This is a genomic window from Salicibibacter kimchii, assembly GCF_003336365.1.
GTDB lineage: Bacteria > Bacillota > Bacilli > Bacillales > Marinococcaceae > Salicibibacter > Salicibibacter kimchii.
This window is the reverse complement of the sequence record NZ_CP031092.1, coordinates 1,677,402-1,701,336: the sequence shown is the minus strand read 5'-3', so window position 1 is coordinate 1,701,336 and position 23,935 is coordinate 1,677,402. Positions and strand designations below refer to the sequence as shown.

Sequence of the window (23,935 nt, the reverse complement as noted above, 5' to 3'; positions counted from 1 at the left end):
AGGAAGGTTCATATCCTTTCTAATGAAAGAAGTCGGCTAGGACCGTCACGTCCTGTGACAACGCCGACACTAGCACATCCTGTGTGTGGGACTCGGGGGGTTAGTCGCCTGCTATTTCAGAGATCAGATTTCAGATGACAGAAGTCGGAAAAGGCTTTTTTCAGGGTCTTTCGATTTCGGGTTTCCGATGTCTGACTTCCGGCAAAGCGGGCGCTTGCCACCGGGAGAGAACAATGATCTGAAGAAGGAGGAGGCGACGATGGAAGCGATTGGACGCAGACTTTTTACGTCTGAATCAGTGACGGAAGGCCATCCGGATAAAATTTGTGACCAGATTTCCGATCGAATTTTGGATGAAATAATAAAAAAAGACCCTAACGCCCGCGTTGCTTGTGAGACGGTGGCAAATACAGGGATGATTCTAGTGACAGGGGAAATTACAACGACGACGTATGTCGATATTTCTAAAGTTGCCAGAGACACGTTGAAAGATATAGGGTATACACGTGCGAAATTCGGATTGGATGCCGACACATGCGCGGTAATGACAGCAATTGATGAACAATCTCCGGACATTGCCCAGGGAGTGAACACTGCTTTGGAGTCCCGGGAAGGCAAAATGTCCGACGAAGAAATTGAGGCGATCGGTGCCGGAGACCAAGGGTTAATGTTTGGGTATGCCGAGGACGAAACCGAAGAGTATATGCCGTTACCGATTTTTTTGGCTCATCAATTGGCTCGGCGCCTGACAAACGTACGAAAGGATGGCACGATTCCTTTTTTGCGTCCGGATGGAAAGACACAGGTAACGATTGAATACGATGAGGAAAACCGGCCGCTTCGAGTAGATACAATTGTTATTGCCGCACAGCACCAATCGGAAGTGGCTATGGCCAAGCTTGAAAAAGAGATCATGGCTCACGTTATCTTGGAAGTGGTTCCGGAGCATTTAATTGACGAGGAAACCAATATTTTTATTAACCCGACCGGCCGATTTGTAATCGGCGGCCCGCAAGGAGACGCAGGGCTAACGGGGCGGAAAATCATCGTGGATACGTATGGCGGCATCGCGCGCCATGGAGGAGGTGCTTTTTCCGGGAAAGACGCGACTAAAGTGGACCGCTCGGCTTCGTATGCTGCCAGGTATGTTGCGAAAAATATTGTTGCCGCAGAACTCGCGAAAAAGTGTGAAGTGCAAATTGCTTACGCCATCGGAGTCGCCCGCCCGGTTTCCATTTCTATTGATACGTTTGGAACCGGGAAGGTGAAAGAGAGTGTTCTCCTGCAACTCGTTGAGAAGTATTTTGATCTTCGCCCCGCCGGTATTATTCATATGCTCGGCCTGAGGCGCCCGATTTATGGTCAGACCGCTGCTTACGGCCATTTTGGGCGAACGGACGTAGATCTTCCTTGGGAGCAAACGGATAAAGCCGCATCACTCAAAGAAGCCGCTTTTGCCGCGGAAGCAAAATAGAGAAAAAATCACCGTTGAGAACCGGGCGTTCCAACGGTGATTTTTTGAATGGCGATAGACGTCGATTAGAAGGCCCAGTCCCCGCTTCGGAAAACGGGCTCCCGTGTGCCGTCTTTATGAATGCCGTCGATGTCCATATCCGCATCTCCGACCATAAAATCAACATGGGTGATGCTTGTATTGAGGCCTTTTTCCTCCAATTCTTCTTTCTCCATGTCCTTGCCACCTTCAATGTTGAAAGCGTAGGCGCTTCCTAAAGCGAGGTGATTGGAGGCATTCTCATCGAACAGGGTGTTGAAGAAAATAATGTTTGTGTCTGAAATGGGAGAACGGTGGGGGACGAGGGCAACTTCTCCGATATAAGAGGCGCCGTCATCTCCTTCCAGCAATCGTTTCAACGTTTCTTCGCCTTCTTTTGCTTCAAAATCAACCACTTTCCCGTTTTCAAACGTTAACGTAAAGTCGCTGATCAATGTTCCGCCATAGTTGAGCGGCTTTTTGCTGGTCACTTTTCCATTGACCCCTTTTTTCTTAGCGGCTGTAAAAACTTCCTCTGTCGGGATGTTCGCAACGAAGTTGACGCCTGCCTTGCTGACGCTTCCGCCGGATGCCCAGAGGTGTGTTTCAGGGAGTTCAATCGTCAAATCGGTTCCTTCCGCTGTATAATGGAGGGCGTGGAAATGTTTGGTGTTGAGGGCTTCCATTTTTTCATCCAACGTTTTCAGGTGGTCCTGCCAAGCGGTGACAGCGTCGGGTTCGTTCACTCGGGTCGCGTCAAATATTGCTTGCCAGAGTTTGGAAACCGCTTCTTCTCCTTCAGCTTCCGGAAAGACTCTTTCCGCCCACTTTACGGATGGGACTGCTACGATGGACCAACTTACTTTGTCGGATTGAATGTAGCCCCGAAAGCCTTCCATCGCTTTTCCGCTCGTTTTATTGGCAGTAGAGACTTTTTCAGGGTCGATACCTTTTAGCAAGTCAGGATCCCCGCCGGTAATACTTAAAAACGCGGCATTATTATCCGCTTCTTCCTCCAATGCACGCGCGTACCAATCCGGAAATTCGGAGAATGCTTCTTCGGGCGCGTGATCAAATTTCAAGCGGGTAAGCGCTTCATCGCTCCAATCGACACGAACGTGTTTGGCGCCTGCTTTGTACGCTTTTTCCGCGACGATGCGGACAAAATCAGCGGCAAACAACGGCGAACGTATGAAGAGTGTTTGCCCTTCTTGAATGTTGACACCGACGTTTAAGGCGATAGCTGCATAGCTTTCGATTTGCTCTTGAAATGTCGTCATCTTGTTACCTCTTTTCCTATGTATTTTTTACGATTGTCTTTTTGCTTTTGCGTAAGTTTTCCCCCGTTCAACGTAGGCTTCGCGAACGCGTTTCATTTCCTCGAGGTCATCCTTATTTAGATCGCGCACGACTCGTGCAGGGCTTCCCATCGCGAGTGTCCGCGGTGGAATGGTTGTTCCGGGTGTGACGAGTGCGCCTGCGGCTACAAACGCTTCTTCGCCGACATCAGCACCATCGAGCACCGTAGCTTTCATGCCAATCAATGCCCCTTGCCGGATTGTACACCCGTGCAATACCACTTGGTGCCCGGCTGAGACATCGTCTTCAATCGTTAAAGGTTGTGCGGGACTTTGATGAAGCATGCATTGATCTTGTATATTGACACGGTCGCCAATGACGGTTGGCGCGACATCACCACGAATAACCGTGTGAAACCATATGCTGCTGTCATTCCCGATTGAAACATCGCCGGTCACCACAACACCGTCGGCGATATAACAACTGTTTGCAATTTCGGGGAGCTTATCATCATACGGGTAGATGATCATCTTGCTCGCCTCCTTTGTTTTGATGTGGGAAGGTGGAATCAGGTTTGTTGCATTAATACTGCCTTCCCCTAACCCCTTGATTTATTATATCAGAAATAGCCCATACGTACCTTTTACATATTTTTTGGTGTGAAAAAGATGTCAACATATGGTGTAATAAAGAGAGAGAATGTTTCGATCGTTGGGAGGGAGACGATTATGCGAATATGGAAATGTGAGGACCCGATTGGTGTCATTGTTATTGTTCACGGAACAGGGGAGCATTGTGGACGCTATCAATGGCTCATTGAAAGATTAAATCGAGAACATTTTCACGTCGTTGCTGGCGACCTTCCTGGTTACGGAAGGACGCGGGGCAAAAGAGGGCATATTGATCATTTTAACCAATATATTGATACGATTCATGATTGGTGTAAGGAAGCGCTTGTTTTCGATCTTCCCGTCTTTCTTTTCGGTCATAGCCTTGGAGGACTTGGCGTCATTCGCACAATGATGGAAAAGCAACTGCCTGTTCGAGGTGTCATTTTGTCTTCGCCATGTTTGTATCTCTATGATCCGCCGAAGAAAGGATCGACATTGATCGCGAGAGGTTTGCACAAGGTTATCCCGACGTTTAGCATGAAAACCGGGATCCGAGCAGAACAACTGACCCGAAATGAAGATGCGAAGAGAGAGATGTTAAAAGATGAACTATATGTTCATCACGTGACCGTCCGTTGGTATCAAGAATTGGCGAAAGCGATGAAGGCGAGTTTGGAGCATGCCTATCAATTCCCGAATGTCTCTCTGTTGACCTTGCAAGCGGGAGAAGATTATCTCGTTGATAAAAGGGTGACGCATGAATGGTTCAATCGGTTGCGACTTGAAGATCGTGCCTTGCGGGAATGGCGCGGGTTGTATCACGAAATTTTCAACGAGCCGGAACGGGAAGAGGTTTTTCGGTTTATGCTTTATTTTATCTGGCAACGATTGGGACGACTGTGAGCATAAATGTACATATTGGAAAGACTGGACTTTCATAAAATAGCGAAAGCTTTTGTCTTTTTTATCCTGTAATCCTTTATCATGGTTACATTTTTATAGTATAAAAAAGAATGCTGAGTATAGGTGGGGGGCACTTGGTTCCTTTTAGACTCGAGGGAGAAAGTCGGGTGGCGCTGGCGCCAAAACAAAGAAGCGATCCCGTTATGAGTCGCCACAACCATCGGGTGGCGACTCATATTAAATAGCTACCTCATGGTTTGGCGTCACACCTACAGATGATCCCTTATTTCAGACGTGCTGCACTAGTGGTCTGTCTCAGAAATTCTTTCTCTCTTTGATCGGCTGCAACCCCTGCTGAGACGGACGATTTTTACGATATCGTCCCTCTAAAGGGTGTTTTCTCACTCTGAGGGGGACGGCATACGCATTATCGCACCTCATAAAGGTGGCATGTCACTCTGCGATTAACTAAGGGAAAGAACTTCTGAAACACGCTACTAGGTGCCTACACGAGGTGCTGTACTTCTTTTATTTAAACCATCCCTTTTCTTTAAACCGTGCAATCGCTTCGATCCGGTTGCTTACATCGAGTTTATCCAAGATCACGGAAACATAATTGCGGACGGTACCACTCGTAATAGAGAGCTGATTTGCGATTTCCTTTGTGTTTTTGCCGTCGGCAATCAGCTGAATCACTTGTCCTTCGCGCTCTGTTAGCGGGTTTTCATTGTCATAAGCCATGTCTACAAGTTCCGGCGCATATATTTTTCTGCCGGCCATAATCGTCCGAATAGCGTTTGCCAGATCCTCACTCGGACTGTCTTTTAACAAATAGCCGCTTACCATCGCTTTGCGCGCGCGTTCAAAATATCCGGCGCGGGCAAAAGTGGTGAGAACAATGACTTTGCACGCATGGTCTTTTAAATCCTCGGCAGCATCCAATCCGCTTTTGAGTGGCATTTCGATATCCATAATGCAAATATCGGGCTGGTGGTTTCGCACTAGAGCCAGCGCTTCTTTGCCATTACGCGCTTTTCCTACAACTTCCATATCATCTTCCAAATCAAGCAGAGATCCAAGCGCGCCCAGGAGCATTTGTTGGTCTTCAGCAATAATAATTCGAATCATGGCGATTCCCCCAATTTAAGTTTGTTGAACAACATGGGGCACTTTTATTGTTAATGTCATGCCATTCGATGACGCTTTGCTCAAACTCCCATTCACAAAATCCAAACGCTCTTTCATCCCTTGAAGGCCGCTTTCCATGGTCGTTTTCTGTCCTGCAGGGACCCCAATCCCGTCATCCCGGACTTTCATCACCAACTCGCTGGAAGAATCCTTGATGGAGAGATGGCACAGAGAGGCTTGGCTATGTTTCACGATATTCGTGACCGCTTCCTTCAAACACATGCTTAACACATTTTCGACGAGTAAAGGCGTATTGCTAAGCTCAGCATCGCCGGTCATTGTAAAATCAATGTTTTTCGCTTTAAGAATTTCCCGAACACGGGTGACTTCATCTTTCAGTTTGGTTCCTTTCATATCCGAAACGATCTCACGCACTTCATTTAAAGCTGTTCTCGCGGTGTGGTGGATATCCTCGACTTCTGATTTGGAAGATTGTGGGTCAACGTGGATTAATTTAGTGGCTAGATCACTTTTAAATCCTATAAGGGAAAGCTTTTGTCCCAGTGTATCATGCAAGTCACGGGCAATTCGCTGTCGTTCCTCAACGACCATGAGTTGCGAGATCTTTTCATTGGCGTCTTCCAACTGATGTTCCAACAGCTCCCGTTTGTTTCGATTGTAAATAATAAAGGGAAGGAGAATAACGCCGATGACGCTGATTAAAATAAACGGCAATTGCAGCAGAAAGGTTTCACTTTGCAGAAAAAATCCGGCAGTAATTGCCAAAATGGTCGTCGTAAGGTGAATTACATATAAAGTGACAAACCCGCTTTTATTTTGGATATTACCAATAAAAAAAGCTAAAAAGAGGGCGAAGTAGACATAACCGAAATACATCGTCATTCCGATGTTGATGGTCATTTCAATGCTCAATGTTAGGTAAACCGTCCAGCCCTTTTTGATAAAGGACAATCGGTATGCGGTGAAAAAGAGAACCAACAGAATAAGACCAATGATAACTTCAAATGAAGAAGATGATTGAATAATAAAAGAAAACGGAAGAACACAAAAAATCATCCAAGCATACAAACTAAGCCCGGTGTTTTTCGGGAAAATATGAAACCAGTTTTGCATTGCTCCTCCTCCTTCTTCGTCATTATACCATAAGATAAAGCCTTCCAAGCTGAATGGGAAGGCTTTATTTTTGTTGTACGCCCGGGGGTCGATGATTAAATTCCGTTCTTGGATGTTTCAGCAAACCCTTCACCTCTTTAAAACTTACGAACGTTTGGTTTGTTTCATCATACAATCTAAATCGAATCGATTCCAGGCTGGAACCCATTGTGATGGTCGTTGCTTTTTGAAGGGGCGGTATATTTTCATGTGTTTTTTCCAAATTGTAATTGGGTACTCTCGGGCTTAAGTGATGCACGTGATGAAAGCCGATATTGCCGGTGATCCATTGCATAACTTTCGGGAGTTTATAATAGGAGCTACCATCAACAGCTGCTTTTACAAAATCCCATTCCTCTTCATTTTCAAAGTAGGAGTCTTCAAATTGATGTTGGACATAAAACAGCCATATCCCAAGCGCTCCGGATATAAATAAAATCGGAAGTTGAATGATGAGAAACGCTTGCCAGCCGACCGCCCAGATTAACCCCGTATAGATCGCGACAAGAGAAACGTTGATCAAATACGTATTCCTTCGTTCTTTTCGTTTTGCCCCTTTACGATTAAAGCGGTTGGATAGAATAAAAAGATAAAAGGGGCCGAAACCGAACATAATGATGGGATTTCGGTACAAGCGGTAGAGAAGACGCTGCCAATATGAAGCATCGGCATACTCTTGAACTGTCATCACCCATATATCACCGGTTCCGCGTTTATCCAAATTGCCGCTTGTGGCATGGTGAATCGCATGACTTCGCTTCCATTTCTCAAAAGCGAAATGGGTGATGATGCCGGTGATGGTGCCGACCATTCGATTGATCTTTGTTTTATTGAAAAAAGAACCGTGGGTGCAGTCGTGAAAAATAATGAAGATACGCACAACAAAACCTGCGGCAATCACTGACAATGCAAGCGTCAGCCAAACAGAAACAGCTAAACTTTGGTAGGCAAGGAACCAAAGCAGGAAAAACGGCAAGATGGAATTCACCAGCTGCAAGATGCTGGACTTCGCATCCGGATTGGCAAAAGGTGCGACGCTCTTTTTTAACTGCGCCTGTTTTTGTTTACTCATAGGCAATTTCCCCCCGCAACTATTGTTAACTATCATCATCGTAGGGGAAACCGTAAAGGTTTGTAAGACATAGATGTCAAGGATGGGGTATGATAAGTGTCATGGGTCTAGGAGAAAACATTAAAAAGGTCCGTGGGGGCGTCGAAAGGTATACTTTTTGCAGCCTAAACAGTTGTCTTTGTAATGATCATTTTAGCCTTTCCGTGAATCCACAAAATATGAATGTTTATAGTTCTCCTATTAAAGAGCGTTATCTTTAATAAGCATTTGCTGTGTATGGGGATACTACTTTACTTAATCGTGGTACAATATAATTAAAGAATCTCGGTTCTTGGAGGTGACTCAAATGAAGTGGGCAGATGTACGCCAAGCTTTCCCGGAACAATGGGTTTTGATAGAAGCTGTTCGAGTCCATACAGATGAGAAAAGTGAGCGTATTCTAGATGAGGTCGCGCCTTTAAAAAAGTTTACTAATTCTCCAGGTGCAATGAAAGCATATCAAGAAATTCATCGAGAAGATCCCAGACGAGAATTATATGTTCTTCATACTCGCCGTAAGGAGCCTAATATCATTGAGAAAAAATGGGTGGGTGTTAGGCAATAGTGAAAAAAATAATTATAGAAGGTGGGTTATTGCTTACGGATATGGAAGTAACATTTAACGGACAGTTGTATCAACAGATTTAGCAGAATCAATAGGGATTGTAGCGGAAGAAAACGATAGGATATATCGTATTAGTGGTGTTGGAGGATCAGAATTTGTGTGTTCCAAAACGGTCGATTCGGTAAGAATTGGAGATATGCATACTGAAGATTTTGCATTGGAAATTGGTGCAATGAATTATGGTTTTCATTTAGAAAGTATCATTGGATTGGACTTGTTACAACAATTGAAAGCAATTATTAATATAGACGAATTGACATTACATTCAAATAATTAACGGCAAGTATATTGGTGAACTTACATACTTGCCGTTTCTTAATTCAAGTGAGGAGCTTATCTTTAATAACGGTCTTCCGTTAACGAGGCACGTTTGTTGAAATAAAATCAAAGTTCGATCTTGCGGAAAAGGGACATTTTGTGGAATGAACTCTTGTGAAATTAGGAAGATTCTATTAACGTAAACAGCAGTATATTATGCAAAGGCGACAGGGGGAGTTAACTATGAAAAAAGTACTATTATCAATGGCGATTTTATTTACAACAGCATTATTGCTTATGGCGTGTAGTGATGATGCAAATCAAAACGAAAGCAGTGATAAAACAGATACAGAGGGCGTCTCTGCTTCTCAATCGGAAAAAGATGATGATACAGAGCAAAGTGATCAAACAGATAAAGAAGATGCGTCGGGGTCTGTATTAGAATCGGAATCGGAGGAACCTGAAACCGATGATTCTGACAAAACATCTTCAATAAATGAAAGCAAAGATACAAATGATCAATCTGAAAGCGAAGAAAGTGAAGCACTATCCGAATATTCCTCTGAAGAAATTGAATATGCCCGAATTTGGTTACAGCTTGGAGAGAATCAAGATATAAGTGAATTGAATGTTGAACATTTTCCAGCCGGTGAGCCACTTAATCCGGACGATGAAACGAGTGCCAATTATCCGAAAGGTGTTGTTCAGTTAGCGGGTTCTCGCTTAGTAGATGGATCCGTGACTTATAGCAGTAATGGGGATGGAACGATTAATGAGTACAATGTTCCTCTGCGTTGGGACGGCGAATACCCTGCAGGTGAAGACTTTTACAAAGAAATTATCGAGGATACCAAACAAGTATCCATTGATCCGGTTGATGACGAAAAGATCGAAAATTTGATTGAAATACTTAATATGGATTGATAAACAATCGGCGCGTTAGCCAAATAACTTGTTCATTTCTCGGACCATATTCTTGAATATCGAATACGTGAGAGAGGATGTTATGGAAACCCGTACTAAAGGGAGGCGATCAATTGTTAGAACCATTTGATAACCTGTAATCTTCGAGTGATACTGCATTTACAGTCTTTATTGCTATTGGAACGATCTTAGCTAGGATCTCATTATTTACTTATGCTTCATTTATGAAGAAAATGACCAAAACGTAATAAAATTAAAAATCGAAAAAGTAATGTCGGCTACACTTTTATTTTCGCTACTCGTACTTTTATTTATAGCGCCACGTGAGAGTGATATATATAGGCAATATTTTTTTATTGCTATAGATTTATATATTCTTGCTGGGGCTATTTGCTCTGCTTATTATTATTACCAACACAAATCTAGAGGCTTAGTTGATGGTGTTTAACTATGTAGAATCTCCAGAATAGGGTGCTTAAATGGAACAATGAACAGCGTTTAAGCTCAATGAAAAGGGTCATATTCAGGAATATCGCAAATTGAAAGAGGGAAAAAATTACGGATTGGGGATGAAATTTTGAAATCAACGATTCAAGTTATAAAAGCAGATGAACGGCACATAGATGGAATAGCAAAAGTATGCACTGATGGATATTGGGCAACATATGGGGATTCATACCCGAAAGAATATATCCAAAGAATCGTGAAGGAGTTTTATAATGCCGATAGAATTTTAAATGAAGTCACCACGTCAAACAAGCATTGGGGCGGTTATTTTGTTGCTGTAGAGAATGGAAAGGTGCTTGGAGCCGGTGGCGGAGGTATGATTGGGAAAGCAGCCGGTGAGATATTCGTATTATATCTAGATCCTGACAGAAGAAATGAAGGAATAGGTACAAAGATTTTGGATGCACTTACAACACAGCAAAAAGAATTTGGTGCTGACGAACAATGGGTATCTGTTGGAAAAGGAAATCAAAAGGGAATTCCTTTCTATGAATCGAGAGATTTTATCTTTAAATACGAAAAACAATCTTACGGTAATATAGAAGGAGAAAATTTCGTGTCATTGAGATATTATCGACCTATATGATGGAATTTACTTGTTAATCCAGAAAAGGGCGCTTATCTTGAATAAAGTTTGCGTCCATATTGCGCATAAGCCCCATAAAAATAAAGAAATAAAAAGCATTACTCGTATTTCGCACGGAATCAGATAAATGACTTGAAGAGGAGAGGATTTAATGTTTTTTAACGGAGAAAGAGTACGTCTCAGAAAAATGTCTACTGAGGATGTTTCTACTTACCATCAATGGAGAAACGATATAGAAGTCATGCAATTTACAAATCCATCTCTAGATGTTTTTACGTATGCTGATACTGAAAACTTCATCAAAAACATAACCGAGTCTACTAATTCTAAAAGCTACATGATCGAGGAAATCGAAACTCAACAACCAATTGGTGTCACCTCGCTTATTAATGTTGATTATGGAAATCGAAATGCTGAATGCATAATTGACATCGGGGATAAAGATTACTGGAGTAAAGGGTTTGGACGAGAGGCGTTCCAGCTCTTATTAGATTTCGCATTTAATGAGATGAACTTACACAAAGTCTACTTACGGGTATTCTCCTTCAACGAACGGGCAATCAGGTTATATCAAAGGCTCGGATTTTATGGAGAAGGGGAATTAAAGGAACAATTTTACCGAAATGGTTCTTGGCATAATGTTGTTCTAATGGGGCTAATGAAAAGGGATTACATAGACGCTAATAAGTAATTGACCTTTAGAGAGGATGTCGATGAGATTAATCTAATTGAAGGGATGAAGACGGGCACAAATAAACAACAAGATACTTATGTAGCAATCAAGGAGCTAGGTATTTTAAACGAATTAAGTGCATATAATCCCGTTCTATGCGGAACTCTGCCTATCGGAATAGACATCATGGATTCAGACTTGGACATAATTATGGAAGTACAGGAATTAAAGTATTATGAGGAGCTCTTACATTCTTTATACAAGGATAAAGAAAATTTTACGATTAAAAGAACAAATATAAGGGGTGAAGAAGTAGTTAAAGTGAATGTATTAGTTGGCATGCCTAAAAATCACTTCTTTATCGGCGGGGGTGTTATAGATGAAAAGGGAATACCGTTCTTTCCGAACATTCCCACGGAAGAGATATTTTCCGCCCCCCCATAAAAATGAGGTAAATGGCAAACTAGTAGCCACTAAACCGCTTATCTATGGGGGAAGTGTCATCGATGACTTTTACTTAACCTTTAAAGATGGACGGATTACTGCCTATTATGCCGCCACTGGGCAAGAAGCGTTACAAAGTCTCATCGAAACAGAGGAAGGTTCACATTATCTAGGTGAAATTGCCTTGGTCTCAAACAATTCTCCTCTTTCTCAGGCGGATACTCTCTTTTACAACACCTTGTTTGATGAAAATACGGCCTGCCATATTGGAATCGGAAACGCCTCCCCTTCCAACCTTCAAAATGGCAGCAACCTATCGGTGAAAGAGTTGAAGGAAGCAGGACTTAATACCTCCCTCCTGCTAGTCAATGTGGCCTTTGGTACCGAAGATATGAAAGTAGTGGGTATTAAAGAGGGTGGAACTGATGTCCTGCTAATGAAAGATGGTGATTTCCAATTCTAATTAGGCTATTCCTTAACACTACATATTTTCATCTGATAGGATTTGGAGATAGATCGTCATATCTTTATAAAGATCGCAATGTAGAATTTTCCTGCATTAACATTGTTAAGCAAACGAAGCGCTTGATGGAATGAAAATTATACCAGAATCGGGCCATTGTGGAGCATCACTAATTTGGGAGAGTATTTATGTTAAATAATAAGGGTTTAATTTATGGACAGATAACTATAATAAGACAGTTCAGATTAGCGATGAAAACGATCGTTATCCCTTTGCAGGATACAAGGAAATCCTTAATACAATTTTTAATGAAGCAAGGCAGAGAACAAATTCTAAAGTTTTAGACGTTGGGTTTGGAACAGGGGTATTAACAAGTAAACTATATGAAAATGGACACCAAATTGACGGTATAGATTTTTCATCTGAAATGATTTCTGTTGCAAAAACTAAAATGCCTCATGTGAATTTGTTAGAGTGGGATATTTCAAACGGGCTGCCACCTGAAATTAGTGGCAATAAATATGATTCAATTATAAGCACGTATACCTTACACCATCTTGAAGATCAAGAAAAAATATCTTTTATAACCAACTTGCTATCTCTTCTTAAAAAGAACGGTGAAATATTGATTGGTGATGTTTCTTTTGACACAAGAGATGAACTTGAAAAATGCCGTTTAAATAATATTGAGAATTGGGATGATGACGAATTTTATTTTGTTTACGATGAAATTAATTATGCACTAATGAACGAGTGCCAGTTCTATCCGATTTCTCATTGTGGGGGCGTATTTATTATTAAAAAATGATTAAGTTTAAATATGGATGTCTGTTCAATCGTCGAGCGCTTTAATTGAATAAAACTTGTACGAAGGGTCAGATTGTTGAATAATCCTTTTTATTATATTGTAACCTATCAGTGCTTATTTCAACTACTTGGGGAGAAATGCAGTTTCTTATGTCTATCACTTATAAATTTAAAATCCTATTTGCATTAAAACTGACAAATCTATGACATGCCTATTTAGGACCAAATTCGAAATGTTATATTATGTGTATGGAAAAACCAATAGTATCTATTTGATTAAAGGAGTAGGTTTTCTGTGAATAAATTATTAATGATTCTTGGCAGCTCAGTCATGCTGCTTGCTGCTTGTGGCGGAGAAGAAGCAACGGATGAGGGAGAAGAAACTGAAGGAGATCAAGAATTCACATTGGAAGAACTTGGAGAATATGATGGGCAAGATGGAAACGATGCTTATGTAGCGGTTGATGGAGTCGTTTACGACGTTACAGATGTTGAAGAATGGGCAGGCGGAGAACACGCCCCCGCTGGTGGATTAGAGGCCGGTGATGACCACACAGAAGAAATTGAAGAAGCTCCACATGGGACTGATGTATTGGAAGACTTACCAACTGTTGGTACACTTGAAGAAGAATAAGAATGAGTTGCGAAGTTTAACCCCTTTGGATAAGAGGATTCCAAAGGGGATTTTTTAGGAAATGTTCCGCAATTACGCCCTTTGTATTATGAGTTCAATCAGAAATGACTGGTTAAACTCATAATACGAACGAAGCGAGAATGACTGTTCAAGAATAGAGGCGCGATTGTGGAATAACAATTCATATGGTTGCTGTTGGTTGCTGTTTGGTTGGAAAATGACGGATGATAAAAATCCGAATGAATTTCTTTCATTAAGTCATTAATATTCGGAAATTGACTAATGAAATGAGCGGTTCTGTGTGAAATATATGTGACTAAATGAAGAGGAAAACAAACTAATTTCAAAATTGGGGATAAACATAAGATTGAATTTACAGTAAGTATATGAAGCATGCTAAATTGTTTCCACAAAATTGAGGGCCTAGTGGGAGTTAAATCCCGTGGTGGTTTAAGTCCACTCGAGCCGCACCAACATAAGCACTGACACACCAACACTTTGAGCGTGTTGATGTTTTTCGTTTGATAATAAAAATGTTGTTCAATGAGTGTCCGTGTTCCACCTTGTTGCCGATTGTTTAAAAAAGATTATCTAATCGGTCGGCAGTTTCTCTTTGTTTGTTCGGAAATAGGTGACCATATACGTCGATGGTCGTTTTGATGGAAGAATGCCCTCATTCAACAGCCTAGAAATCAATTTGATGTTGCTTTGGATTATTGGAAATATTCTGGATTGCTAAAGCGAATTGAAACGCCATATAGGCAAATTACATAAGCATGATCTTGAACGAGTGCTCCATATGTACAGAAAATTATTTTAGAAATTTTTAATTTTCGTTTCATCTTCCGCAATCGAGACGTTTATGTGGAATGAAATCTGTGCTTTTTGTTTAACTATTAGATATGATATTTACCGCAACCCTTATCATATAGTCATAGTTGCTAAAAGATAATAGCGATCAAAAAATGCAAGAAAGGAAGATTGAGTGTGACTCATGTATTGATTCTTGGAGCTAACGGTCAAATTGCACGTTATGCGATTGATTTACTGTTAAACGAAACTGATGCACAGTTGACGCTATATCTACGCAATGCAAACAGACTAAGTAACCTCCAGTCTGATCGTGTAAGCATCAGAGAAGGCGATGTTCTGGATCTTGCAACTTTAAAAGAAGCAATGGAAAGTCAAGATGTGGTCTATGCGAATCTATCCGGCGATATGGAAGGGCAAGCGAAAAACATCGTGAAGAACATGGAAAAAACTGGATTGAAACGTTTAATCTTTATCAACGCGTTTGGGATTTATGATGAAATTCCGGGAGAGTTCGGCAAATGGAATCAACGTGTCATCGGCCAATATTTGCCTCCCTATCGTAAAGCTGCGGATATTATTGAAGATTCCGACCTCGACTATACAATCGTAAGGCCTCCATGGCTGACGAATGAGGATGAGATTGATTATGAGATTACCCAAAAGGCTGGGCCTTTTATAGGAACCGTCGTATCACGCAAGAGTGTCGCGTCTTTAGTTGTCAAAATGGTTGAGTCACCAGGTTTACACGTTCGTCGAAATTTAGGTATAAACAAACCAAATACCAATGGAGACAGACCCGCCTTTATGGAGTAAATGTAATTTGACGATATCAATATCCAATTTTATTTTCTGCATACAATTGAAAATCGGCGATTTCTTTCCACATGGAATACGTGTGGAAATGGCCGCATTCGGGGATCGAACGATGTCCGGCGTAAACTTCTTTGGTTGATCCAAGCCATGAAGGAATACGAAGGGGAGCGTTCCCCCAGCGTTCACCGCTGCGATGAATGGCTGTAACATCTAATTCAACGAAAATAGGTACCTGTCAAACGCTTTTTGCATCAAAGACACTCCTTTCGGGGTACCCATAGGTGGCGGATCATATATAAATGCAAGTGAATATAAAATAACATGTTTTATTTGCTTATTTCTCGATCAACCACACATTATTCCGGTCGGACCAGATCTGTAGCTTTTTTCTCGTTTCCTGTCGGTATGACTTTTTAACCTTGTATTTCAGGGGTTGTGCCAGATCGGTTTGAATGGTTAAGATACTGCCTCTTCGGCTTAATTTCATCAAGAGGATGTCTTTCTTTTTTAGCTCTCTTCTTTTGTCAAGCGCCAGTGTGTCTTCCCAAAGTCGAAGCCGACGCTGACCGATGGGCGTATGGGGGAGAAGAAAACGTATCACCAGGATAGCACTCCCGACATAGACATACCCTTCGCTGTATTCCATGGGGTTATTCTCGAGTATCGGTCCCGCGCCCAAAATAAATATCACCAAACCAATCCCCGTCAACCAGCGCATCAACCGGGCATAGCCAACTACAAATTCATACGAGTCTTCTAATGATCTTTTCTGTCTGGTCGCTTGTTGATAAGCTGTAAAGGCCCATTTGTATTTTTTTTGGATGATGGGCTGATTTTCCAGGACCTCGGCCCGGTGCTGTTGATACCGTTCCGCAACTAGTCGTTTGCGCGCGGGTTTGTCAGCTGCTTCTGCGATAAAGAACATAATACCAATACCGGTAACAGCATAAACAATTCCAGCAGAAACGGCATTCAAAAACATCAAGAGGATGCTAATTGGAAGTAATCCCCCTAAAATCAACTTGTATGCCCGTGAAAAAATACGCCGGGAAATACGGTCAAACCGCGTGAACAGGTGAGGAGGATCTTCGTCCGGTAATGCCCGGCCAAGCTGTTCATTCAGTTGAATAAAGTCATCTGCATTCGTGATGAACGGTGGACGCGCTGGAATACTTTCAGAAAAGAGGCAAAACATCGCATTTGCTTCCTGATAGATATTGTTCCAATGTGTATGGGTCACGACCACATTGGCGTTGTTCTCCACAATAAACTGTCGAAAATCAATTAACGTTTCTAGCCGCTTCTCATAAATAGCCCAAAAAGCATCCCACGCTCTGTCAAATTCCTGGAAACGATCGACAGCCCAATCGTCCATCTGTTCAATCATTTGCGTTTGCTTGACAAGTGCTGCCAATCGTCGTTGGAGTTCATCATTTTCCTTTTCCAATGAACGGAGGTCTTCACCGGTTTCTTTTTTAAAGCTTTCATAAAAGAAACGATTTTCGTCGGTATCCTCATATTCCCTGTCCGTATGTAGCCAATCTTTAATCGCTCCCAAACGATAAGCTAATGGGAATTTGGCCATATAGGCATAGACAGTGTGAGCCGTCTGCTCATCGGCCCGGTTTCCAAATTCGTCCAATACATCAAAATAAGAGATGATCGGTGAGGTACTGCCGTATAATGGCCAACCATAGCATAATCCTTCCCATTGACAGCAATAAATCGGGATTGCAGAATGTCTAAAAGTGGTAAAGCCTGTGCTTGTAAGTAATGGGTTAAATCTGTGGTCGCCTGGCTTTTCGTATTGCGTGCCAAATAGGTCACTCCTAAAATTACTCACGCTGATTATAAACGTCCCGTTTCAACTGCGTAATCCTCCAAATCCAGTTCAACAGGCTTGCCAACCGCCATACGTGCAAGCACCGATCCTAGATAAGGCCCCATCGTTAAACCGGTGGCGCCGAGGCCATTGGCAAAAAGCAGGCCCTTCAATTCGGGAGTATCCCCGAACACAGGAAGAAAATTTGGGGTGAAAGGGCGAAAGCCGACGCGTGTACCCGTCCATTCTGCTTCAGCAAGACCAGGTGCCACCTGCAAGGTTTTCGATAGGATTTCCTCAATCGGCCGTGCGGTTACGCGCTCATCAAACCCGGCATCGTCTTCCTGGGAGGAACCGGCGACGATCTGTCCTTGCTCAAATGGGGCGATGTATTGTTTACCGGGTGGAATAACAATCGGCCAATTCCCTGTCTCGGTATGAGTATGCGGGAGGTGCAGGTGGACAATTTGCGCTTTTTGTTCTTTTACATAGACATCAATGCCGAATGGAGTCAGCAAAGACTGTGCCCAGGCACCTGCGGTGACAACGACCGTATCACTGAATATCTCTTTTTCGTTAACTTTTATACCAACAGCACTTGCTCCATCCTTTAATAACACAGCGTCCCCTTGAATAAACATCGCTCCGGCCCTTTCTGCTCCCCTCAACAAGGCATTCCGCAACCGACGGCCATCCACACGAGCCGCCCCTTCAGCATAAAGACTGCTGTATGTACCGTTACTGAGCAGCGGAAAACGTTCCTTTGTTTCACGAGGAGATAAAAGAAGCAGTTCGCCGATTTCCGGGGCCTCCTGCCGCTTGATTTTCGCGCGTTCCATCGTTTCCCTTAATTTCTTTTCATCCGTATGCAAACGAAGGGCACCGACCTGTTTGTACCCAGCATTCGTTTCGCCGTCTTTTTCCAGTTCGGCAATAACTTGTGGGTAATAGGCAGCGCCGTTTTTCACGAGTGTATACCATGCCTTGTTTCTTCTTTGCGAAAGCCACGGGCAAATCATGCCTGCCGCAGCGGAAGTTGCCTGCCCGTTGTCGTCGCGATCGACGATGGTGACGTTATATCCTTTTTTCGCTAAATGATAAGCGGTTGAAGCCCCGAGAATCCCGGCGCCAACGATGGTGATCTTCATATTTGGACTCCTATTTGCCGTTTATTCACAATTTCTCCAGTGCAAGCAAGAACGGGGGGTGATTTTTGCGATTGCTGAATTCATAACGGGCGACCAGGGCTTTTTCCTGGTCGAGAGAGGATGTAAATGAAAGAAGGGCGTCGCGTTCTTTTTTTCCTTCTTCATGTCCGTGATAGATGACGAGAACGATCAAACCTTTGCTCGGCATGAGTTCAAGCAATTGAGTGATGGCAGTGATCGTTGAATCACTGTTTGTGGTGACGGTTTTGTTGCTCCCCGGCAAGTAGCCAAGATTGAATATGGCTGCTTTCGGAGCAGCGTAACCTTTCCTTTTAAAAATTTCTTCAATACGAGTATGGCTATCTTCAATCAGTTCCACATGCTCATCAAGCTGGTCATTTTTTAGCCGATGCCATGTGTTTTGGATCGCGTCATGCTGAATGTCAAAGCCAACGACGTATCCGGAAGCGCCTACTTGATTCGCAAGGAAGACGGTATCATGTCCGTTTCCCACCGTCGCGTCTACAACCGTATCTCCACGAGTGATCGTTTTTTCTAATAAATGATGGGCAAATGGAATGACTCCATACAAGCTCATTGTGCGGAAACACCTTTCATTTAAATGATTTTAAAGAGGGGCATCCAAAGATTGATTTCATTGTAGCATGCTGTTTTGATCGTTGTATAATTTTTGAATGGGGTGTGAGGGTTTTGGGTGGGAACCAACGGCTGTCTTTCGTTTAGCTCCAAGCAGCCCCATTACAGCATCCACCACCAACCGGCAACCATCATCATAATCATTAACAAAGCACCAAGTACAATGAAAAGCATGTTTTTTAATAAATTCCCCTCTTGCGAGCCGATATTACACAATGAAGCACCTAACATCACGCGCGAAGGTGAGGCCATCGTGGCATGGGAAGCGCCCGTATTTTGCGCATAGGCCAATAATTCAGGAGGCATGCTTAGCTGCTGTGCAGTTTGTACCTGCAAGTTGATAAACATCGCGTTTGCCCCTGTGTTGCTTCCGGTGAGAAAACCGCCAAGTGCACCGATCAAGGGAGATATAAAAACAAAGCCGGTTCCCAATAGGCTTGCGGCAATCGTTGCAATCAGGGTTGTCATCCCGGCGGCAGCCATAATTTCCGACATGGCAACAAAGGCGGATGTTGTGATGGCAAAAGGAATCCACTGTTTTAAAGTCGCTTTAAAAGCGTGCTGTATGGCCTTCCTATTGATTTTAAAGATCATAATGGTAAGGATACAAGAAACAAATAACCAGAAGCCCGGTGAATAAATGAGCGCCAATGAAAACTCGTATTCAGGCAGTTCGACGACAAAATGAGCGTTTAAGAATTGTTCTAACGGAGGCACCAATCGGGAAATCATAATAAAAACGGTTAATAACAGATAGGGGCTGACTGCTTTTAAAATGTTTATAGGTTTCGGCGCATCGTCGATCGCCTCGTTATTTTTGGCTTTTATGTTAATGACGGCAAGCCCTATGCCTATCGTAATTAAAGAGGCTAAAACCCCTGCCAATTCTACGCTAACGTAAGCGTTAAAAAGCAAAATCGAAGTACTGAACGTTAAAAGAAACAAAGAAACCTCTTTCCATTTATTCCGTAGCGCTCTCCGGCCTCCGGCAATATAGACGGCAATAATAACAAAGTAAACAAAAACAGGGATACTGATAATCGCGCTCCCCAAGCCCAAATCTTGGAGGGGGATGTTTCCCGACTCGGCTCCAATAATCGTTCCGGTAGCCAGGGCGCCCCAAGGCACGGCAAGTAAGCTGACAAGCCCAATCAATGCAGCTTTCATGCCGGAAAATCCTAATGCTATCAAGATAGGAGCAACCACTAAAAAGGCTGTCCCAAACCCACTCGTGGATTCAATTAAAGGAGAAAAACCAACGACCAACAGCAGCAACTGCAAGATCTTATCATCGGTTGATCGGGAGATAAAACGCGCAATGTTATCAATGGCCCCTGCTTTGTTCATAAGATGAAACAGAAAGATTCCGAAAAATAAAACATAAGCGGCAATGAAAGCAATCAATGCCCCTTTGATGGAAGCATGGAAGACACCTTGAAGCTCCAATGCAAATGAAGAAGTCAATATTGTGATTAAAACGGCGACACCATACGCAAATAGGCCTGCTCGCAACGATGACTGCTTAAATATAAATAATAAAATAAAAATTCCAAGGATAGGCGCAATAGCAATTACAAATTCCACTATATCCACACCTCAACTCTAGATGTAACCGATGGCAAAGATGAAACAATATATTGTATAATCGTAATACGATCGGTAGCCTAAGGCAAGATGAACCTATTGATACACCCGTGAATGTACAGGAGGCATTACGTATGCGAATGGTAGATATCATTGCAAAAAAAAGAGACGGCGAAACACTTGCAACAAAAGAAATTGAAGATTTCGTACGCGCCTATACAGCAGATCAAATCCCTGACTATCAGGCATCCGCGTTCGCCATGGCGATTTATTTTCAAGGCATGGATGAACAAGAGAGCGCGGCGCTCACCAAAGCGATGGCAGCATCCGGAGATCAATTGGATCTGTCGCGAATTTCCGGAACCAAAGTAGATAAACATTCGACCGGCGGGGTTGGGGACAAAACGACGTTCATTCTGTCTCCAATCGTTGCTGCCGCGGGTGTCCCGGTGGCAAAGTTGTCCGGGCGCGGTTTAGGCCACACCGGCGGCACCATTGATAAGTTGGAGGCTTTCCCCGGTTTTAAGACGGAACTGGATGAAGATACATTTATTGAACTTGTAAACAAACATAAAATAGCGATCGCCGGGCAATCCGGAAACTTAACGCCTGCCGATAAAAAACTGTACGCGCTTCGAGACGTAACAGCCACTGTTAATGCTATGCCATTGATAGCCAGTTCAATTATGAGCAAAAAAATTGCAGCCGGTTCTGACGCGATTGTGTTGGATGTGAAAGTTGGCAGCGGCGCCTTCATGACGGACCTTCCGGCTGCGAAAGAACTGGCGCAAACGATGGTCAACATTGGCAATGAGTTGGGCAAAAGAACCGTTGCGGTTATTTCCGATATGGATCAGCCACTCGGGCGCATGGTCGGCAACACGTTGGAAGTGAAAGAAGTCATTGACGTTTTGCGGGGAAATGGACCGGAAGATATCCGCCGATTGAGCGTTCGGTTGGCGGCGCACATGCTCGTGCTCGGCGGGAAGGCGAAGGATGTTGAAGCGGGAGAAGCATTAGCAAACGATTTGATCCGAGATGGCAGTGCGCTAAACGTGTTTCGGGATTTTATTGCGCACCAAGGAGCGGACCCGGCTCTCGTTGACGAACCTGAGCAACTCGTGAAATCGGACTACAGTGTCACGGTAAAAGCCCCGGCTGCCGGTTATGTCTCAAGCATTAACGCGACAGACATCGGCCGAGCAGCAAGCATGTTAGGTGCCGGCCGAATGACGAAAGCAGACACCATTGATCATGCGGTCGGTGTAGAAATGAAAGCTAAAGTCGGCGATTGGGTGAAGGAAGGGGAAGCTCTCGTTGACTTGCACGCGAATCGTGATGATGTTGAAGAAGTGGTGAACCTCGTAAAAGAAAGCTATCAAATCGGTGGAAGTGCCCCGGAAGAACGCCCGCTTATTTTTCATGAAATGATATGATAGACGTCATGGTTCATCGATGGCGTCCGAAATTGTCACTCCTGAGATAGATCGCGATATGTGAGTAAAAGGAAAGTTGTTTAATTAGAGGTTTCTGGGAGTCTATAAATCCGCTCATTCAACTACGTGCTTTATTCAAGAAAAGGGCTATTTAATTGCGTGAGCGTAGTAATATCAGGAGATGTTTTCATGGTTCACCCATTAATGGCTTTACTTATAATTGTTGCTGCTACTTACGGAGGTTATTGCATCTTTAAAGAGAATCTTAAAAAAACAGGATGGTTGGAAAAGATGTCTATGGCAGGTAAGATCACAATATTTTCTGGAGACATCATACTGGCAGGGGCGTTTTTTTTAATTATTAGTTGGCAATACATTAGTTTTTAAATAGCCCAAAAAGCGATTGCTTTTAAGCGAATGCTTTTGCACCTAACGGACGCAAAAGTCGAATAAATGTGTCCAGTCTTTTTGATAAGAGCAGTGTGTAGAAATGTTATCGGGAACTATTTAGGGAAGGAGGAGTACGATTAAGGCCTTATGGTTAATGGTTACATTGATACCTGTGCCCTTTTTGTTCCACTTCTATGAAACCTTGCAATTTGCAAGAGGTGAAGATGTTCCTTTCTTGTTATTGAGTGTGTTGTTGTTATTATTTATAATATTTATAGGTGCAGTATCTACAAATATCAAACTTCGTAATATGATTTTGGTGAGCATCGTTTCAATTATCATATCAGTGTTATTAGGAACAGTATTTATAACACCTCTAAATGAGGCATGGTTTAAACCTTTTGGAAGAGGTTTAACGCTTATGTTCACTGGCATTGCTTTATTTGTTGGGCAATTTTATCGTTCGTTCTATTTTACTCTTTTTGAATCGAAAAGTGTAACAAATACTTCTGCAATCGGAGTGCGAGAGTGGAATAACAATTGCGCCACTTTTGCTTTCAGTTCATTATATTGAATAAAATATTGTGAAACTAATGTGGATTTGAAATAATTGTTACTACGTAAAACTCGCGTTCTAGAATGACTTATTTCTTTTTCAAAATATAATTTTCCCTTAGATCGGCTTATATTGAAGGAAATAGATCATATGCTGCCTTCGGGGCTTACTGACATAGTATTACTTGGTACATTGGCTGCTTTATTATTTACTATCAGTGATGTTTCAAAAATCAAAAAGAAAAACAAAGAACTTAAAAAGGATATTGATGAAATTAAAAATCAACAGAATAAAGAATAATTTAATGTGTTGTTACTTTAACGGGCGTGCTAATCGAACAAGTGGAAGTTTTTGAGTGAAAAAGGGGGAAGCTCGATGAGATCAGAAAGGATAAGAAATTTGATTATCTGGTTACTTTTTACGGTCACGCCTATGATGACAATCAGTATTGCTTTAAGCTACAACGGATTTATAGAAGCAAAAAGTGCTTGTGTGGAAAGCAGTGGAACTATTACAGAAGAAAATGTAGATGTGTTAGCATTAAATTGGTCAGTATCTTGTGAACAGTAATTTGTAGGCTTCATTATGTAGAAGAGGAAGGTATGGGGAGTGAATATGAACCTGGTATGTTTACAGATGATCTTCCTTCTAAAGAAGTTTTGATGAAACAATATTGGGAAAGCGAGATGACTCTTGACGAGTATCTAAATAAAAACCTTATCCTAAACCTGAATATTTAATCTTTCAAGGGATTCTCCCAAATTTGCTGGATGGCTTTACCGATAATTCTTCAATTATCGGTTGTAGAACAAGCAATGGCGCCCGATCTTACGGAAAAGGGCAAGATTGATAGTAAAAGAATGTAAACGTTTGTTAGTAGGAGCAAAACTAGCCATAGTCAGAAAGGAGATTATGATGAAGCAACAGATGGTCCCACCCCATGCAGTGCTTGGTATCATAATGAGGATGACATTTACAATGAGCAGTAAGACGAAACAGGGCGAGGTTTGGTTGGCAGAAGCTTTTTAAAGGAGGTCGCGAAACTAAGCAGCGTTTTTGTTTTATTGTCGGAAATGAA

Annotated in this window: 25 protein-coding genes and 1 pseudogene; 16 read left to right on the top strand and 10 right to left on the bottom strand. The window is 42.6% G+C overall.

Annotated elements, in window-relative coordinates:
• Window positions 1–259: 259 nt before the first annotated feature.
• Window positions 260–1,474 (top strand): methionine adenosyltransferase, encoded by a 1,215-nt coding sequence (gene metK, locus DT065_RS08495; RefSeq protein WP_114372507.1) that lies wholly within the window; start codon window positions 260–262, stop codon window positions 1,472–1,474.
• 65 nt (window positions 1,475–1,539) lie between these two features.
• Here the strand turns inward: metK and DT065_RS08490 are convergent, their stop codons facing one another.
• Window positions 1,540–2,772, bottom strand: a complete 1,233-nt coding sequence (locus DT065_RS08490) for an aminopeptidase (protein ID WP_114372505.1) — start codon at window positions 2,770–2,772, stop codon at window positions 1,540–1,542.
• 27 nt (window positions 2,773–2,799) lie between these two features.
• The gene (locus DT065_RS08485) at window positions 2,800–3,318 is read right to left on the bottom strand and encodes a gamma carbonic anhydrase (protein ID WP_114376191.1); all 519 of its coding nucleotides are present in this window, start codon (window positions 3,316–3,318) and stop codon (window positions 2,800–2,802) included.
• Between the two features lie 201 nt (window positions 3,319–3,519).
• Between DT065_RS08485 and DT065_RS08480 the strand changes: the two genes are divergently transcribed.
• Complete coding sequence (locus DT065_RS08480) at window positions 3,520–4,305, top strand: alpha/beta hydrolase (protein ID WP_114372503.1); 786 nt, start codon at window positions 3,520–3,522, stop codon at window positions 4,303–4,305.
• Between the two features lie 528 nt (window positions 4,306–4,833).
• Here DT065_RS08480 and DT065_RS08475 read toward each other — a convergent pair.
• From DT065_RS08475 to desA, 3 genes are all read right to left on the bottom strand, one after another.
• Complete coding sequence (locus DT065_RS08475) at window positions 4,834–5,433, bottom strand: response regulator transcription factor (protein ID WP_114372501.1); 600 nt, start codon at window positions 5,431–5,433, stop codon at window positions 4,834–4,836.
• Between the two features lie 15 nt (window positions 5,434–5,448).
• Window positions 5,449–6,567: a sensor histidine kinase gene (locus DT065_RS08470; RefSeq protein WP_114372491.1), complete on the bottom strand. Its 1,119-nt coding sequence runs from the start codon at window positions 6,565–6,567 to the stop codon at window positions 5,449–5,451.
• Between the two features lie 64 nt (window positions 6,568–6,631).
• Entirely contained in the window at window positions 6,632–7,678 is a 1,047-nt protein-coding gene (gene desA, locus DT065_RS08465; RefSeq protein ID WP_114372489.1) for a Delta(5) desaturase DesA, read from the bottom strand.
• Window positions 7,679–8,024: 346 nt separating this feature from the next.
• On the opposite strand from desA, the gene DT065_RS08460 reads away from it, so the two are divergent.
• From DT065_RS08460 to DT065_RS08425, 8 genes are all read left to right on the top strand, one after another.
• Window positions 8,025–8,282, top strand: a complete 258-nt coding sequence (locus DT065_RS08460; protein WP_114372487.1) for a hypothetical protein — start codon at window positions 8,025–8,027, stop codon at window positions 8,280–8,282.
• A gap of 561 nt (window positions 8,283–8,843) precedes the next feature.
• The gene (locus tag DT065_RS08450) at window positions 8,844–9,524 is read left to right on the top strand and encodes a YdeJ family lipoprotein (protein WP_114372483.1); all 681 of its coding nucleotides are present in this window, start codon (window positions 8,844–8,846) and stop codon (window positions 9,522–9,524) included.
• A 577-nt stretch (window positions 9,525–10,101) separates the two neighbouring features.
• Window positions 10,102–10,617 carry a GNAT family N-acetyltransferase gene (locus tag DT065_RS08445; protein ID WP_227002773.1) on the top strand — a complete coding sequence of 172 codons (516 nt, stop codon included), beginning with the start codon at window positions 10,102–10,104 and terminating at the stop codon, window positions 10,615–10,617.
• A gap of 151 nt (window positions 10,618–10,768) precedes the next feature.
• A complete protein-coding gene (locus DT065_RS08440) occupies window positions 10,769–11,308 on the top strand; it encodes a GNAT family N-acetyltransferase (protein ID WP_114372482.1) in 540 nt (179 codons plus the stop codon).
• Window positions 11,309–11,734 carry an aminopeptidase gene (locus DT065_RS19475; RefSeq protein WP_237220099.1) on the top strand — a complete coding sequence of 142 codons (426 nt, stop codon included), beginning with the start codon at window positions 11,309–11,311 and terminating at the stop codon, window positions 11,732–11,734.
• Window positions 11,670–12,197, top strand: coding sequence for an aminopeptidase (locus tag DT065_RS19470; protein ID WP_193550816.1), 528 nt, complete (start codon window positions 11,670–11,672; stop codon window positions 12,195–12,197). Before DT065_RS19475 ends, DT065_RS19470 begins: the two co-directional genes overlap by 65 nt.
• A 244-nt stretch (window positions 12,198–12,441) precedes the next feature.
• Window positions 12,442–13,005: a class I SAM-dependent methyltransferase gene (locus DT065_RS08430; protein ID WP_114372480.1), complete on the top strand. Its 564-nt coding sequence runs from the start codon at window positions 12,442–12,444 to the stop codon at window positions 13,003–13,005.
• A gap of 294 nt (window positions 13,006–13,299) precedes the next feature.
• The gene (locus DT065_RS08425) at window positions 13,300–13,638 is read left to right on the top strand and encodes a cytochrome b5 domain-containing protein (protein WP_227002772.1); all 339 of its coding nucleotides are present in this window, start codon (window positions 13,300–13,302) and stop codon (window positions 13,636–13,638) included.
• Window positions 13,639–14,215: 577 nt separating this feature from the next.
• Here the strand turns inward: DT065_RS08425 and DT065_RS08420 are convergent.
• Window positions 14,216–14,311: pseudogene (locus tag DT065_RS08420) on the bottom strand (hypothetical protein); the annotation flags it as partial.
• Between the two features lie 314 nt (window positions 14,312–14,625).
• Here DT065_RS08420 and DT065_RS08415 point away from each other — a divergent pair.
• Window positions 14,626–15,264: an SDR family oxidoreductase gene (locus tag DT065_RS08415; protein ID WP_114372478.1), complete on the top strand. Its 639-nt coding sequence runs from the start codon at window positions 14,626–14,628 to the stop codon at window positions 15,262–15,264.
• A gap of 334 nt (window positions 15,265–15,598) precedes the next feature.
• On the opposite strand, the gene DT065_RS08410 is transcribed toward DT065_RS08415, so the two are convergent.
• The 4 genes from DT065_RS08410 to DT065_RS08395 form a co-directional block, all read right to left on the bottom strand.
• Window positions 15,599–17,107: a hypothetical protein gene (locus DT065_RS08410; RefSeq protein WP_114372476.1), complete on the bottom strand. Its 1,509-nt coding sequence runs from the start codon at window positions 17,105–17,107 to the stop codon at window positions 15,599–15,601.
• A 5-nt stretch (window positions 17,108–17,112) separates the two neighbouring features.
• Entirely contained in the window at window positions 17,113–18,234 is a 1,122-nt protein-coding gene (locus DT065_RS08405; RefSeq protein WP_114372474.1) for an NAD(P)/FAD-dependent oxidoreductase, read from the bottom strand.
• Window positions 18,235–18,259: 25 nt separating this feature from the next.
• Complete coding sequence (gene mnmM / locus DT065_RS08400) at window positions 18,260–18,832, bottom strand: tRNA 5-(aminomethyl)-2-thiouridylate-methyltransferase MnmM (protein WP_114372472.1); 573 nt, start codon at window positions 18,830–18,832, stop codon at window positions 18,260–18,262.
• A gap of 161 nt (window positions 18,833–18,993) precedes the next feature.
• Window positions 18,994–20,475 (bottom strand): L-lactate permease, encoded by a 1,482-nt coding sequence (locus tag DT065_RS08395; RefSeq protein WP_114372471.1) that lies wholly within the window; start codon window positions 20,473–20,475, stop codon window positions 18,994–18,996.
• 134 nt (window positions 20,476–20,609) lie between these two features.
• Here DT065_RS08395 and DT065_RS08390 point away from each other — a divergent pair, with 134 nt between their 5' ends.
• From DT065_RS08390 to DT065_RS08375, 5 genes are all read left to right on the top strand, one after another.
• On the top strand, window positions 20,610–21,911 hold the full coding sequence (locus DT065_RS08390) for a pyrimidine-nucleoside phosphorylase (RefSeq protein ID WP_114372469.1): 1,302 nt from the start codon (window positions 20,610–20,612) through the stop codon (window positions 21,909–21,911).
• A 189-nt stretch (window positions 21,912–22,100) separates the two neighbouring features.
• Window positions 22,101–22,298 (top strand): hypothetical protein, encoded by a 198-nt coding sequence (locus DT065_RS08385; protein WP_114372467.1) that lies wholly within the window; start codon window positions 22,101–22,103, stop codon window positions 22,296–22,298.
• Between the two features lie 157 nt (window positions 22,299–22,455).
• Window positions 22,456–22,875 (top strand): hypothetical protein, encoded by a 420-nt coding sequence (locus DT065_RS08380; RefSeq protein ID WP_114372465.1) that lies wholly within the window; start codon window positions 22,456–22,458, stop codon window positions 22,873–22,875.
• Window positions 22,876–22,989: 114 nt separating this feature from the next.
• Window positions 22,990–23,157 (top strand): hypothetical protein, encoded by a 168-nt coding sequence (locus DT065_RS18850; RefSeq protein ID WP_160112462.1) that lies wholly within the window; start codon window positions 22,990–22,992, stop codon window positions 23,155–23,157.
• Window positions 23,158–23,232: 75 nt separating this feature from the next.
• Window positions 23,233–23,427 carry a hypothetical protein gene (locus DT065_RS08375; protein ID WP_114372464.1) on the top strand — a complete coding sequence of 65 codons (195 nt, stop codon included), beginning with the start codon at window positions 23,233–23,235 and terminating at the stop codon, window positions 23,425–23,427.
• Window positions 23,428–23,935 lie beyond the last annotated feature (508 nt).

What these genes read in the sequence shown, in the direction of transcription:
- DT065_RS08475 (WP_114372501.1), bottom strand. Translation starts at nt 5,433, where the DNA reads ATGATTCGAATTATTATTGCTGAAGACCAACAAATGCTCCTGGGCGCG.
- DT065_RS08460 (WP_114372487.1), top strand. Translation starts at nt 8,025, where the DNA reads ATGAAGTGGGCAGATGTACGCCAAGCTTTCCCGGAACAATGGGTTTTG.
- DT065_RS08440 (WP_114372482.1), top strand. Translation starts at nt 10,769, where the DNA reads ATGTTTTTTAACGGAGAAAGAGTACGTCTCAGAAAAATGTCTACTGAG.
- DT065_RS08480 (WP_114372503.1), top strand. Translation starts at nt 3,520, where the DNA reads ATGCGAATATGGAAATGTGAGGACCCGATTGGTGTCATTGTTATTGTT.
- DT065_RS08405 (WP_114372474.1), bottom strand. Translation starts at nt 18,234, where the DNA reads ATGAAGATCACCATCGTTGGCGCCGGGATTCTCGGGGCTTCAACCGCT.
- DT065_RS08375 (WP_114372464.1), top strand. Translation starts at nt 23,233, where the DNA reads ATGAGATCAGAAAGGATAAGAAATTTGATTATCTGGTTACTTTTTACG.
- DT065_RS19470 (WP_193550816.1), top strand. Translation starts at nt 11,670, where the DNA reads ATGAAAAGGGAATACCGTTCTTTCCGAACATTCCCACGGAAGAGATAT.
- desA (WP_114372489.1), bottom strand. Translation starts at nt 7,678, where the DNA reads ATGAGTAAACAAAAACAGGCGCAGTTAAAAAAGAGCGTCGCACCTTTT.
- DT065_RS08390 (WP_114372469.1), top strand. Translation starts at nt 20,610, where the DNA reads ATGCGAATGGTAGATATCATTGCAAAAAAAAGAGACGGCGAAACACTT.
- DT065_RS08490 (WP_114372505.1), bottom strand. Translation starts at nt 2,772, where the DNA reads ATGACGACATTTCAAGAGCAAATCGAAAGCTATGCAGCTATCGCCTTA.
- mnmM (WP_114372472.1), bottom strand. Translation starts at nt 18,832, where the DNA reads ATGAGCTTGTATGGAGTCATTCCATTTGCCCATCATTTATTAGAAAAA.
- DT065_RS08470 (WP_114372491.1), bottom strand. Translation starts at nt 6,567, where the DNA reads ATGCAAAACTGGTTTCATATTTTCCCGAAAAACACCGGGCTTAGTTTG.
- DT065_RS08385 (WP_114372467.1), top strand. Translation starts at nt 22,101, where the DNA reads ATGGTTCACCCATTAATGGCTTTACTTATAATTGTTGCTGCTACTTAC.
- metK (WP_114372507.1), top strand. Translation starts at nt 260, where the DNA reads ATGGAAGCGATTGGACGCAGACTTTTTACGTCTGAATCAGTGACGGAA.
- DT065_RS08450 (WP_114372483.1), top strand. Translation starts at nt 8,844, where the DNA reads ATGAAAAAAGTACTATTATCAATGGCGATTTTATTTACAACAGCATTA.
- DT065_RS08380 (WP_114372465.1), top strand. Translation starts at nt 22,456, where the DNA reads ATGGTTACATTGATACCTGTGCCCTTTTTGTTCCACTTCTATGAAACC.